The organism is Pseudomonas fragariae (ex Marin et al. 2024) (assembly GCF_059621105.1).
Genome location: NZ_CM184369.1, coordinates 4,589,837 through 4,604,040 on the forward strand (window position 1 = coordinate 4,589,837; position 14,204 = coordinate 4,604,040).

The following is a 14,204-nucleotide window of genomic DNA, read 5'->3' on the forward strand; positions in this document are numbered from 1 at the left end:
ACCTCCTCTAGGACCAGGTTGAATGTGCTTTGCCGCATCTGGAGGAAGAGCTGGCTTTAGCTGGGGGTATAATGCTATAGCATATTCAAAGCATATGGCTGGTTACTAATTTTTCTAGATCGCTAATACTTATGCCGAAAGAGGTTTTTGTATTTGAGATTTTTGTGGCTAGATCTAATACAACGGCAATTTCATTTGAGGTTACTTTATTTTCATCATAGAGTTCGTCAATCTCATAGCTCAATAAGTCTATATTCTGCAGAGCCATGTCTACGCATTTATGAAGTTTGAAAGTGTCGGAGTCGATAAGAAATAATAAAAAATAATCTAATGCAATCATCAGATTTTGTGCATAGCTACCTTCTTGCTCAGAAAACTCCTCAGTGTCTGGTATGTTTTTCTTTACAGTATGCTCAATTTTTATAATAGAATCTTTCTTTTCGGACAGCGAGGTTTTTAGCGCTTCTACAACTAAACCTTCAAGATTTTCTGAATAGCAACTATCAAAAGCTTTTATAAGACGTATTTGCCTATACAAATAGCTTGCTATCAGCAAACATTTTTGTTGATGATTAAGTTTCTCGATATAGGACAACACGGTGGCGTCCTCAAAAATCAAATTCCACTGCATGTGCTTCCTCCTAACCGTTTCCGACTTTTTTTACCAGTTGTATGTGTGTCCGTCTTAACACCGTGCTCCTTCATTAAGTGTTCACAGTCCAAACACACCCCTCTCGATGCATCTATATTGGTCGCGCCTTTACCTGCTTTTATTATAGTTTCCTCTGCATGGCCCTGCCCATTTACGACGTTAATCCCTTTACCTTGAGCCCACTCTCGTTGAATTTTAGGCACGGTCTTATCGCTTGATGCAATGAATAATCCCCCTTTGCTATCCATTCCCAAAGCAGTAGTCTTAAACTTTTGCGCGGTAGGATCAAGCAAAGCATGAGCTTCATTCACAAGGCCTAGTAATTCAGATAAGCCCCATGGATCAATCCAAGCTGTTGAATTATGTGCATACTGATATAAATTAAACCCACCTTCCAACCCAATCGGATCCTGCGTAATAAACCGCCCAATCTCCGGGTCGTAATACCGAAACGTGTTGTAATGCAGTCCCGTCTCGACATCAAAATACTGCCCCTGAAACCGCAGGTTCTGCTCAACCTCGTTCACCACCAGCTTTTCAACCGCACCCCACGCCCGGTACTTGGCCTGCCAGACGATCTGCCCTTCAGCATCGGTCATCTCCAGCGGTGTACCAATCTGGTCGGTATGAAAGTAGTAAACCTTGTTTTCTATCTCGCCTTCTTTTTCATCCACGCGTGCCAGCGGCGCATAGCTGCCGGGCTCGTAGATATACAGGCTGCTCTGGCCCGGACTTTCCTCACGCAGCATCCGCAGACTTTGCCAGAGAAAGCGTTTGTGGTCGGTGTGGCCTTTGATCTCGGACTGTTTTGCGACTCGCCTGCCCAGGCTGTCGTATTGGTAGCTACTGGTGCTTTCAACCTGCGTGTCGGCCATGGTCTCGGTTTTGACCAGGCGGTTTTCGCAATCGTAGGTGAAGGTTTGCCAGCGCACGATGCCGACAACTTTTTCGATCAGGTTGCCCCAGGCGTCGTATTTGTATTCGTGGTTCGCCAACTGTTTGAGGCGGTTGTCTTTGACATGATCGAATCGGCTGGTGTTGAAGTTGAGGCGGTTGGCCGCAGCGTCGTAGCGGAACTCTTCGCCATCGACTACTCGACCGGTGTTGCGCGCCAGCAACTGGCCGTTGGCTTCGTATTCGTACTGGGTTTCGCCGCGCAGCTTGTCGAGGGTGCGGCTCAACTCGCCAGCCGGGTCGTATTCGTAGCGGCGGTGAATCGGGTTGTAGGCGTGTTCGACGTAGCGCTCTGGCTTTATGAGCGGGTTCTGGATCTGCGATAGCTTTTCCGCGGGCAGGGTGGTTGCGTACTGCCAGGCCTTACGACCCATGCTGTCGTAGCCGAAGCAACTGGTCAGCTTGCCTTGGGTGCGGTAGATCTCGCGATGGAGGTCGTCGCGCTCCATGTCGCTGATCAGTTGGCCGTCGAGGTTGAGCTGATGCAGGTGGCCGCTGCCGTAATACAGGTGGTTCAGATGCTGGCCGGTGGGCAGGGTCAGCGTGGTCAGGTTGCTGAGCGGATCGTACTCGTAGGCCAGCGCGCCCTGAGGCGTGGTTTCTTTGACGAGGCGGCCGAGCAGGTCGTAGGCGAAGTCGATCTTCTCAGCGGTGACGCCCAGTTTTCTGCCGGTGTCCGTCGGCTTGCGCTCGATTGACAGCAGTCGGTCGCCGTCATCGTAGGCGTAGTCCTGACGCGCATCGTCGTTGAGTCTGGCCAGCAGGCGACCAATCGGGTCGCGCTCCAGATGAGTGCTGCGCCGTGGCTGTTCGCCTTTCTCGCCGTAGCCGATTTCCTCGACCTGTGTCAGGTGTCCGCCGAGGTTGTAGCTGAAACGGCGGGTGAGGTTGTCGATGCGCTTTTCTTCGATCAGGCGGTCTGCGTCGTCGTAGGCAAAGCGGTAGGTCGCATCGTTTTCGTTGGTCAGGGCGACGAGGCGAATGGCCTTGTCGTATTCGTAGGTGATGGTCTGCCCTTTGGCATCCTGTCGCCATTTAGGCAGGCCACGGCCGTTGCGCAGCAGCTGGGTGGTCTGGCCTTTGCCGTCTGTGTGGGTCAGGACCTGGCCCAGTTCGTTGTAGGTAAAGGTCTCGCTGGTGCCATCCGGGTGGTTGATGCGCAGCACTTCGCCGTCGGGTTTGCGTTCCAGCGTGGTGGTGTTGTTCAGGGCATCGGTGACGGCCACCAGGTGGTGGCGCTCGTCGTAGCGGTAATAAGTGCTTTTGCCCGAACAGTCCTGAAAGCGCTGCACTTGCGCCAGGTTGTTCCACCACAGGTATTTGGACTTGAGCGTCGGGTCGACGATGGTGTGCGGCAGGCCGTCCTCACCGTTGAGGTACTCGGTCTTGTGGCCCAGCGCATCGATCTCGGCGACGAGGTTGCCTTTGGCATCGTAGTTAGCCTTCCAGGTACTGCCATCCGGGTAATCGACCTGAGTGATCAGCGTCGTCAGGTGGTGGTACTGGTAGCGAATACTGCGGCCCAGCGGATCGGTCTCCTTGAGCAATCGGGCGAACTCGTCGTACTCGAACGCCAGTTGGTTGCCATCGGGCAGGGTCAGCCCGGTCATGTTGCCGGTGTCGTCGATCTCGATGACGTAGTGATCGCCACTGTAGTCGCGGCTCGAGGTGACGCGATGATCCTTGTTGTAATGAATTTCCAGCTCGCGGCCCAGTACGTCGGTGACCCAGGTGGTGCGGGCCTCGCGGTCGTAGCGGAAGTGGAAATGCTCACCATCGCTGGTCTGGTGTTCGACGACACGCGGCTGGCCGTCGATGATTTCCCAGCGGTACTCGCAGGTCAGGCCCAGTGCGTTGCTGTGGCGGGTCATGACGCCATCGGTGTAACTGAAACGGCGCACTGAATCACCGTTGCGGTTGAACACCTCAGCGAGCTGGCCATTACTGTCGTAGTGGTATTGAACCAGCGTTTCGACCGCCTCGTTGTCGACGATGCGCTTGACCGAGGTCAGGCGCGTGGTCACTTCGTCGTAATGCAGGTGCACGCGGATCCCGCCCGTCGCGCTGATGTCGGTCAGCGTGCCTTGTTCAGTGCGGGTGAAATGCAGGAAGTGACCGAGTGCGTTTTCGATACGATCCAGCGGGACCGGCTTGTTGTCGTCAGGCACTTCGCCGAAGTAGAAGAAGATGTTGTCCAGCGTCTGCAGCAGGTAGTGCCCACCCTGCGTGCAGACCAGATAGACCTGTTCGTGAGGGTTGTAGATGCGCTGGCCGGGCGCTATGTCCACGAACGGTACGGTGCGGCCCTGGTTGTCCGTAAGGTAGAGGAAGCTGCCGCGCTTGCGCAGGCTTTGCTCCCACGGCAGCACCCAGCCTTTGCCGAGTACGCTGTCGACATTCAGATTGCTGGCGTAAAAACGCGACCATTCGATGGGCATCAGGCCTGGCAGGCTGAAGTCGATCTCATCCGGGATCAGCTTGCGGCCAGTCGTGGTGTCGACCGGATTGCCGCTCAGGCCGCCGATCGCACTGCGCATTACAGGCTCAACCACGTAGCGACTGCCCACTTCGCCGGCCACGAAACCTGCGGTGAACTTCAGGGCGCAGGGCAGCACTGCTTTCATGCCTGCCTGCGTTCCGGCCTTGATCAACTGGGCGATACCACCTGCCGCACCCGCCACGGCCATCAGCACATCGACGGTAGTGCGCAGCCAGCCTGGAATTTCGTCGTCCACTGGCAGATAGCGATACCTGCCGCCGCCGATGAATACGTTGTCGGAGCCGCCGGAGATGGTCGCGCCACAGGTCAGCTTGTCGCCTTTGCGCGCCGCCGCCACACTGTTGATGAAGACGTTGGTCGAACCCTCGGCAATCTTGACCGGCCCTGGATGTTTGTCGCAGGCACCAATGCTTTTTTCAACATGCGCTGCCTTGCGGTTGTTGATGTATACATTGGGTGAGGCCGTGATGATCGTGCCGGAAGGGGAGGAAAACATACTCCCTATGGCCTCTCCTGCGGCGGTGAGCAGGCTACCTCCGACGCCTGCTGCAAGTCCTGCCAGAAGAGCCACGCCGAACCCGCACGTGAAGGTTGCGATCGCCACCGTCGCAATGAGCGCAATACCGAGCACAGCCCCGATCAGGAAGCCCCCCAGGGCGCCGGTATGCGATATTTCGTCACCAAAGCGTGCTGCTTCGAACATCTCCCCTACTCCCGCCTGGCCATAGCAGAAAACCCTATGAGACAACCCGAAGAGCGGGTGATGTATTGCGGCGCTTGATAGTCCATTTAGGTTGTCTGTCCTTGAACTCTATTGGTCTAAGTTCGGTCAGCGTCAGGCTAACTTCATCTACTGCGACATACCTTACGCGACTGACCCACTGGATTTCTGCGACACAGTTCGAAAAAGATACAACAATAGCTGCAGGCCTACTCGGAAAAATGCCATTTCCTACGCCCCAAACCCACGTCCACACCCTTGCCACCCCATCCCTGCCACGCTAACCTCCCCGCCGTTCGCTGCCAAATCAGCGGCCGGATTTAGCGATCCGTTCTATCCAGGCGTGTCAGCGCCCCACACACTGCATCAAGCTAAACTTGAAGTACGTGCTATGGCGGCTGTGCGTCGGAGACCTTCGGGTCTGCCGGTTTCCTGGATACCGGTTCGCTAACCTTCGCACAGCTGCCACCCATTCGTTTAGCGACGTCTTGTGGCAGTCTCATATCCAGGAGCTGCACCCATGTTCACTGCAACCCCCTGCGTGACCCCTACCCCCCATTTCGAAGCCACCCTCTTCCTCCGCCACAGCCGCACCCTGCGCGCCATTTTCACTGAATCTCAAGCCTGGTTCTGCCTGGCTGACCTTGCGCGTCTGATGGGCAGGCCGCTGGATGAGCGCGCCACGCTCAAGCTCGATGCGGATCAGCGTCGCGAGGTCTGGCTAGAAGCTCATGGCGAGTGCCAGCGGCAGTTGATGATCAGCGAGTCCGGGGTGCTGGCGCTGCTGGTTCATCATTACGTGCCCGAGAACCGCGCGCTGCGTCAGTGGCTGACGCATGAGGTGCTGACGACCTTGCATGATCAACAGAACGTCACGCTGGATAACCCCAGAATGAGCCAGCTGCAATGGCCTGGCACATCGCTGAGCGTGCTGCACTGGCGCAGCGAAACCTGGGTTCGCTTGCGCGACATGCCGAATGTGGTGGCCGAGGCAGCTCCTCGTCCGAAGCGGCCGTTATGGCGCAGGGTGTTGAAGCGCATCAACACAATGCGCACTGCCGCCTGACCGGTACTGCCTGAACCCCGTTGACACCCTTCCCAGCAAAAAACATGATGCATCCACCCTAAAAACCGGAACGCACTCATGAGCGACAAGAAAAAGCTTTTGCTGACTGGCGCAAGCCGGGGTATCGGTCATGCCACGGTCAAGCATTTCAATGCCGCTGGCTGGGAGGTGTTTACCGCGTCGCGGCAGAACTGGGTCGATGATTGCCCGTGGGCTGAAGGTCTGCTCAACCACATTCACCTGGACCTGGAAAACATCGACAGCGTCAGCGAGAGCATGGCGGCGATCAAGGACAAGCTCGGCGGGCGGCTCGATGCGCTGGTCAACAATGCCGGCGTTTCACCGAAGACCGAGGACGGCGGGCGCATGGGTGTGCTGGAGTCGGATTACAGCACCTGGATCAAGGTGTTCAACGTCAATCTGTTCTCCACCGCGCTGCTGGGTCGGGGTTTGTTTGACGAGTTGAAGGCGGCCAAGGGCAGCATCATCAATGTCACCTCGATCGCCGGCTCCAAGGTCCACCCGTTTGCGGGGGTCGCCTACGCCACGTCCAAGGCGGCACTGTCGGCGCTGACCCGGGAAATGGCCTTCGATTTCGGTCCGCACGGGATACGGGTCAATGCCATTGCGCCGGGTGAAATCGATACGTCGATTCTGTCACCCGGCACCGCCGAGATTGTCGAGCGGCTGGTGCCGATGCACCGGCTGGGCAAGCCTGAGGAAGTCGCCTCGCTGATCTACTTCCTGTGTACGGCTGGCGCGTCCTACGTGAACGGTGCGGAGATTCACGTCAACGGCGGCCAGCACGTCTGACTCAACGTGTGCCGGAAACGCTCTCCGGCACGCGTCGCACGCCCAGGCGACTGATCCACACCGACGCCACGATCACCCCGCCGCCGATCAGCAGGCGGGTGAAGTCCTCATGCTGGTTCCAGATCAGCAGATTGATCAACAGCCCCAGCGGCACATGCAGGTTATTCATCACCGCCAGTGTGCCGCCGTTGACCATGCACGCACCTTTATTCCACCAGTACATGCCCAGCGCCGTCGAACACAGGCCGAGAAATAGCAGCACGATCCATTGGGTCGGCGCTTCGGGCAGGTGTTGCGGGTTGCCGAACATCAGGAACGCCGGCAGGACCACCGCCAGTGCGCCGAGGTAGAAGTAGCCGAAGCGTCGGTAATGCGGCAGGTCGCTCGGGTGGCGCGCCACCAGATGCTTGTACAGCACCTGCCCGGCGGCGTAGGTGAAGTTGGCCAGTTGCAGCAGCAGGAAGCCGCCTAGGAAGTCGCCGTCCAGGCCATCGTAACGAATCACGCCGGCGCCCAGCACCGCGACCACTGCCGCCAGCAATGCCCAGGGGTTGAAGCGTCGGTTCAGCGCATCTTCGATCAACGTTACGTGCAGTGGCGTGAGGATGGTGAACAGTAGCACTTCCGGCACCGTCAGCACCCTGAAACTCAGGTACAGGCAGACATAGGTCACGCCGAATTGCAGCGCGCCGATCAGCAGCATGCTGCGCATGAAGCGGGGTTCGACCTGACGCCAGCGGGTCAGCGGAATGAATACCAGACCGGCCAGCACCACGCGGACCAGCACCGCGAAATAACTGTCGACGTGCCCGGCCAGATAGACACCGATCAGGCTGAATGAAAACGCCTGAATCAGTGTGACGAAAAGTAGATAACCCATGCCCGCCCCCCATTTTTGAAGGGCGCGACCATAGCGGTTGCGTCACTCACTGTCCACTCGACGGCCGCCGCTTTTTGACGCCAAGCCGTCGCCGCGCCCCGCGTTACCCGTCACAAATATGACAGTCGCATTATTGACGTACATGTCGTCGGTTTCGACGAAAATATAGCCCATATCGGCAACTTTTCCACAGAAAAAGGTCTTATCATCCCGGCGCTGCAATATTGACTTAATTCATCCACATTCGTCGTCGCCTGGAGTAACACCATGATATTCAACACAAAAGACTTCGGAGCACTTGGCGACGGCGTCACTGACGATACGGCAGCCATTCAGGCCGCGATCGACGCAGCCGCTGCTGCAGGCGGCGGTGAAGTGGTGATGGGGGCCGGAACGTACGTCGTGTCCGGTGGCGAGGAGCCTTCGGATGGCTGCCTGATGCTCAAGAGCAACGTCACCCTGTCGGGTGCAGGCATGGGCGAGACGATCATCAAGCTCGCGGATGGCTCGGACACTAAAGTGACCGGCATCGTGCGCTCGGCCTATGGCGAAGAAACCCACGACTTCGGCATGAAGAACCTGACGCTGGACGGTAACCGCGACGCCACCACCGGCAAGGTGGACGGCTGGTTCAACGGTTACATTCCAGGCTCTGACGGCAAGGACTCGAACGTCACCCTCGACAGCGTCGAGATCAAGGATTGCTCGGGCTACGGCTTCGACCCGCACGAGCAGACCGTCAACATGGTGATCAAGAACAGCGTGTCGCATGGCAACGGCCTGGACGGCTTCGTGGCCGATTACCTGAGCGACAGCGTGTTTGAAAACAACGTCGCCTATGACAACGATCGCCACGGCTTCAACGTGGTCACCAGCACCCACGACTTCACCCTGAGCAACAACGTTGCCTATGGCAATGGCAGCACCGGCATCGTGGTGCAGCGCGGCAGCGAGAACATCCCCTCGCCCGCCAACATCACCATCACCGGCGGCGCGGTATATGGCAACGCCGCAGAAGGCGTACTGATCAAGCTGTCCAGCCAGGTTTCGGTCAGCGGCGTGGACATCCACGACAACGGCAACGCCGGCGTGCGCATTTACGGCAGTTCCGGGGTGGATATCTTCGATAACACCCTGAGCAACAACGCGCTGGGTTCAGCGCCGGAAATCATCATTCAGTCCTACGACGACACCACAGGCGTGTCCGGCAAGTTCTTCAGCGGCAGCGACAACCTGATCCGTGGCAACACGATCACCGGCAGTGACAACTCCACCTACGGCGTCGCCGAGCGCAACGAAGACGGCACCGACCGCAACAGCATCGTCGGCAACACCATCAGCCACACCAGCAAGGGGCTGACCCTGGTGTATGGCGATGGCAGCTTTGCCGGTGATGCGTTCCCGCTGGTGACCGTCAATGGCACCGAGGGCAACGACGTCATCACCGGTGGCGCGGCCCACGAGCAGATCTTCGGCCTGGCGGGCAAGGACACCTTGAACGGCGGTTCGGGTGACGACATCCTGGTCGGCGGTGCCGGGGCCGACAAGCTCACCGGCGGCGCGGGAGCCGACACCTTTCGCTTCGATCAGTTGACCGACAGCTACCGGACGGCGACCACCAGTTCCACCGATCTGGTCACCGACTTCGACATCAGCCAGGACCGCATCGACCTGACCAATCTGGGCTTCACCGGGCTGGGCAGCGGCAAGGGCGGTACGCTGAACATCAGCTACAACGCCACACTGGACCGCACCTACGTCAAATCACTCGACGCCGATGCCAGCGGCAACCGCTTCGAGCTAGGCCTGAGCGGCAACCTGAAAGACACGCTCAATGCCAGCCACTTCATCTTCCAGCATGTCGTGGAAGGCACGGCGGGCGGCGATACCCTCACCGGCACCGACGGCAATGACGTGCTCAACGGCAATGCCGGTACGGACCGCATCGACGGCGGCGCGGGCGCCGACACGATCACTGGGGGAGCCGATGCCGACACCCTGACCGGCGGCGCAGGCGCGGACCTGTTCATCTACAACTCGCGCCTGGACAGCTATCGCAATTACACCGCCAGCGGCACCAAGCAAAGCGACACGATCACCGACTTCAACCCGGCCGAAGACCGCATCGACCTGTCCAGCATCGGCCTGCGCGGCATAGGCGATGGCAGCGCCAACACCATTTACCTGTCGGTCAATGCCGACGGCAGCAAGACCTACATCAAGACCGATGCAGTCGACAGCACAGGCAATCGCTTCGAGATTGCCTTGCAAGGCAACCTGGCCGACAAACTCAGTGCGTCCAACTTCATCTTCTCTACCGCCTCAGCCGCCAATCAGGCACCAGTGCTCAATACGCCGCTGATGGACCAGAACGTTACCGAGCTGAAGGCGTTCTCCTACGCCGTGCAGCCCGGCAGCTTCAGCGACCCGGACAGCGACACGCTGACCTACAGCGCGACCCTGGCCGATAACAGCGCCCTGCCCGAGTGGCTGAAGTTCGACAGCAAGACCCTGACCTTCAGCGGCACACCGGGCGGCACGGCATCCGGGCTTTACTCGGTATTGCTGACTGCGAGCGACGCCACCGGCGCTTCGGTGGCCGACAGTTTTGCCATCAATGTGGGCAACGTGACGCCGGGGATCCTCACCGGCACCGAGAACGCCGAGGCGCTGTACGGCACCGAAGGCAACGATACGATTCTGGGCCTGGGCGGTGACGACACGCTGCGTGGCGATACCGGCGCCGACATCATCAACGGTGGCGCAGGACGCGACGCCCTGTACGGTGGCGCCGATGCCGACACGTTCGTCTACAGCGCACTGACCGACAGCTACCGCGATTACGACGCTGGCGGCCTGACTGCCACCGACACGATCTATGACTTCACCCCCGGTCAGGACAAGATAGACGTCTCCGCACTGGGCTTTCTGGGGCTGGGCAACGGCGAAGACCACACGCTGTACATGACCCTCAACGAAACCGGCGACAAGACCTACATCAAGTCCGCCACGGCGGATGCCGACGGCAATCGCTTCGAGATCGCCCTGAGCGGCAACCTGATCGACACCCTCACCGACGCGGACTTCGTATTCGGCCAGCGTGAGGCGCAGGAGATTCTCTACCTGCCGACCCTGGGCCAGTCCAACGCGCGCCTGCTGCGCATGACTGAAGACGATAACCAGTCCGGCACCTCGGAAATGGTCAAGGACCTGACCCGCTACACCGATTACGACGTGCGCAGCCAGTTCACCGACGCCAACGGTGATGGCATCGACCTCGCCGTGGGCGGCAGCACCGTGGTCGGCTACTCGACCGGCACTCAGGATGAACAGCGTGTTTCCTGGTGGCTGGTCGACACCGATGAGCCGGGCCCTGCGCTGTTGCGCGCCACCGAGTTGCTCAAGTCGCAACTGGCGTCGCTGACCGCCATCGACAAAGTGACCACCGGGATCATCTGGGGTCAGGGCGAAGAAGCCGCTCAGGAAATCGCCCGCGCCACCGACAAGCAGGCGGCGGCCGAGCTGTACAAGGCCTCGACCCTGAAAGTGTTCGACTACCTGCACGCGCAGATCGGTGATTTCACCGTGTACATCGCCGAAACCGGGCACTACCAGACCGACGCGGCCAAGGCGCGTGGTTACACCGACGAAAAGATCAACGCCATTGTCGAAGGCGCCGGGTACGTCAGAAGCGTCCAGGAAGCCATTGCCACTGAGCGCGCCGACGTCAAGCTGGCGGTTGACTACACCGACCTGCCCCTGCGTTACGAGGTCAACCCGCTGGTTTACCCCGATGACGTCTGGCACTTGCATGAAGAGTCCGCCGAGATCGTCGGCCAGCGTCTGGCCGATTTCATCGCCGATGACCTGGGTTTTCAGGGCAACGCCGCTGACAACAACGACCCGGCGGCCATTTTCGAGAGTGGCCAGAACGAAGGTGGCCATATCTTCGGCACCAGTGACGACGACACGCTGGTCGGCAGTTCCGGCAATGACGTGCTGGACGGCGATCAGGGCGCGGACGACATGAGCGGCGGCGATGGCAACGATATCTACGTGGTCGACAACGCTTTCGATACCGTCACCGAAAGCAACGACTCGCCCTCGCAGGTGGACACCGTGGTGTCGTCTGTCAGCTGGACGCTGGGCGCCAACGTGGAAAACCTGGTGCTTACCGGCGTGTCTGCGATCAACGGCACCGGCAACGCCGTGAAAAACGTCATCATCGGCAATGCCAGCAACAACATTCTCGACGGCGCTGCAGGTGCCGACATGCTGACCGGCGGCGATGGATCGGACAGTTATTACGTCGACGATGCCGCCGACCGGGTGGTCGAGACCAATACCGATGCGCAGGTGGGCGGCGTCGATACAGTGTACAGCTCGCTGGCCAGCTACACGCTGGGGGCCAATCTGGAAAACATCGTCATCAACAGCAGCGGGGCCGCCAATGCCACCGGCAATGCCCTGGATAACCTGATTTACGCAGGCGCTGGCGACAACGTCATGGACGGCCGCGACGGCAATGACACCGTGTCGTATCTGTTCGCCACCGCCGGCGTCACCGTTGCGCTGAACACCAGCGCTCAGCAAGCCACTGGCGGCTCGGGTCTGGACACGCTGAAAGGCACTGAAAACCTGATCGGCAGCCAGTTTGCCGACACGCTGACCGGCAACAAGAACGCCAACACCCTGAGTGGCGGCGATGGCAATGACACCTTGTCCGGTGGCGCGGGCGACGACGTGCTGATCGGCGGATCAGGCGCGGATACGCTGATCGGTGGCACCGGCGCAGACCACTACGTGTTCAATGGCATCAGCGATACGGGCCTGGGCGGACTGCGCGACATCATCAATGGCTTCAAGACAGTCGAAGGCGACAAGCTGGACTTCTCCGGCTTCGATGCCCGGCCGCTGACCGATGGCCACGATGCCTTCGTGTTCATCGGCAACGCGGCGTTCAGCGCCAACAACAGCGGTGAGCTGCGTTTTGCCGACGGCGTGCTATACGGCAACATCGATGACAACGTCGGCGCGGACTTCGAAATCCAGCTCACAGGCGTGCAGACGCTGCAGGCCGCCGACATCATTGTCTGATCGTCGCAAAGCACATCACTCATAAACAGCCCTGGAAACAGGGCTGCACTCTCAGAATATCTGCGAAAGCGACCGGGGTAAGTGATACCCACCACAACCCCGGTCAATCACCAACGCGTTGCGCAAAAACGCGAAGCCTTTGTGCCCCCACCCACAAATTTGTCTTATCCATAAGAGCGCTCTACTCTCAGGCGGGCTGACAGCTGAGCCTGATTCGCAACTTTATGATGCTGCGATTGAATCGGGATGAGACGTCGAGACTCTTGCCTGCGCCAACCTGCACACGCCGGGTGCGCGGTGCCTCCGGCCCGTTGATGAACACCACCGAACATTTGGCGTCTACTTCACCGTAGTTGTTGACGGTGATTGACCCGGTATCGTGATAGACGTCGTGGGCAACATAATCGATCTTCACGTCCTGGTACTGTTTTTCCACCTCGATGGGGTACGCCAGGGCCGTCACCGGCAACATGACCAGCAGCGCACAACACAGTCGATTCATTCGGCAATCTCCGAGTCGGGATTGTCAGAGTAGAACAACAAGCCCGTATTTAAAGAGGAATTACAGCATGAAAGCGCCCCGCGTGACTCTCGACCAGTGGCGCACATTGCAGGCCGTGGTCGATCACGGTGGTTTTGCTCAGGCCGCCGAAGCGTTGCATCGCTCGCAATCATCGGTGAGTTACACCGTGGCGCGCATGCAGGAACAGCTCGGCGTGCCGTTATTGCGTATCGACGGGCGCAAGGCGGTGCTGACCGAAGCCGGTGGCGTACTGCTGCGCCGTTCGCGGCAGCTGGTCAAGCAGGCCAGCCAACTGGAAGACCTCGCGCACCATATGGAACAGGGCTGGGAAGCGGAAGTGCGCCTGGTGATCGACGCGGCGTACCCTTCGGCACGTCTGGTCAAGGCGCTGACCGCGTTCATGCCGCAGAGCCGCGGCTGCCGGGTGCGACTGCGTGAAGAAGTGCTCTCCGGCGTTGAGGAGGTCTTGCTCGAAGGCGTGGCGGACCTGGCCATCAGCGGCTACAGCATTGCCGGGCATCTGGGCACCGAGATGAGCTCGGTCGAGTTCGTCGCCGTCGCGCACCCGGACCACGCCCTGCATCAGGCCAATCGCGAACTGACCTTTCAGGACCTGGAAAGCCAGTTGCAGGTGGTCATCCGTGACTCCGGCAGGCAGCAACCCAGGGACTTCGGCTGGCTGGGCGCGGAACAGCGCTGGACCGTCGGCAGCCTCGGCACCGCCGCGACCTTCGTCAGCAACGGCCTGGGCTTCGCCTGGCTGCCACGGCACATGATCGAGCGCGAACTGCGCGAAGGCTTGCTCAAGCCCCTGCGCCTGGACAAGGGCGGTAGCCGTAACCCGACCTTCTATCTTTACTCCAGCAAGGACCGGCCGCTGGGCCCGGCCACGCAGATCCTGATCGACCTGATCCGCAGCTTTGACACGACACCGCTCACCGCTGCACTCGGCACGCCGCAAAACGCCTGACCGGAGCAGGCACGTGGCGCTCTTCGCT

Annotated in this window: 8 protein-coding genes; 4 read left to right on the forward strand and 4 right to left on the reverse strand. The window is 59.3% G+C overall.

The window, feature by feature from the left end; translation table 11 throughout:
• Nucleotides 1–85: 85 nt before the first annotated feature.
• Nucleotides 86–631 carry a hypothetical protein gene (locus AC54XV_RS19925; RefSeq protein ID WP_024642120.1) on the reverse strand — a complete coding sequence of 182 codons (546 nt, stop codon included), beginning with the start codon at nucleotides 629–631 and terminating at the stop codon, nucleotides 86–88.
• Entirely contained in the window at nucleotides 616–4,809 is a 4,194-nt protein-coding gene (locus AC54XV_RS19930) for an RHS repeat-associated core domain-containing protein (RefSeq protein WP_496717179.1), read from the reverse strand. Before AC54XV_RS19930 ends, AC54XV_RS19925 begins: the two co-directional genes overlap by 16 nt.
• A 538-nt stretch (nucleotides 4,810–5,347) precedes the next feature.
• Between AC54XV_RS19930 and AC54XV_RS19935 the strand changes: the two genes are divergently transcribed.
• Together AC54XV_RS19935 and AC54XV_RS19940 are read left to right on the forward strand one after the other, a co-directional pair.
• Complete coding sequence (locus AC54XV_RS19935) at nucleotides 5,348–5,893, forward strand: BRO-N domain-containing protein (RefSeq protein ID WP_003418416.1); 546 nt, start codon at nucleotides 5,348–5,350, stop codon at nucleotides 5,891–5,893.
• A gap of 78 nt (nucleotides 5,894–5,971) precedes the next feature.
• Nucleotides 5,972–6,706, forward strand: a complete 735-nt coding sequence (locus AC54XV_RS19940) for an SDR family NAD(P)-dependent oxidoreductase (RefSeq protein ID WP_044310166.1) — start codon at nucleotides 5,972–5,974, stop codon at nucleotides 6,704–6,706.
• A gap of 1 nt (nucleotide 6,707) precedes the next feature.
• Here AC54XV_RS19940 and AC54XV_RS19945 read toward each other — a convergent pair whose 3' ends face one another.
• Nucleotides 6,708–7,586, reverse strand: coding sequence for a carboxylate/amino acid/amine transporter (locus tag AC54XV_RS19945; protein ID WP_003402392.1), 879 nt, complete (start codon nucleotides 7,584–7,586; stop codon nucleotides 6,708–6,710).
• A 267-nt stretch (nucleotides 7,587–7,853) separates the two neighbouring features.
• Here AC54XV_RS19945 and AC54XV_RS19950 point away from each other — a divergent pair, with 267 nt between their 5' ends.
• Complete coding sequence (locus AC54XV_RS19950; RefSeq protein ID WP_496717180.1) at nucleotides 7,854–12,683, forward strand: M10 family metallopeptidase C-terminal domain-containing protein; 4,830 nt, start codon at nucleotides 7,854–7,856, stop codon at nucleotides 12,681–12,683.
• 187 nt (nucleotides 12,684–12,870) lie between these two features.
• Here the strand turns inward: AC54XV_RS19950 and AC54XV_RS19955 are convergent, their stop codons facing one another.
• Entirely contained in the window at nucleotides 12,871–13,185 is a 315-nt protein-coding gene (locus AC54XV_RS19955) for a hypothetical protein (RefSeq protein WP_003314461.1), read from the reverse strand.
• Between the two features lie 67 nt (nucleotides 13,186–13,252).
• On the opposite strand from AC54XV_RS19955, the gene AC54XV_RS19960 reads away from it, so the two are divergent.
• Nucleotides 13,253–14,176, forward strand: a complete 924-nt coding sequence (locus AC54XV_RS19960) for a LysR family transcriptional regulator (RefSeq protein WP_003402385.1) — start codon at nucleotides 13,253–13,255, stop codon at nucleotides 14,174–14,176.
• Nucleotides 14,177–14,204: the final 28 nt, after the last annotated feature.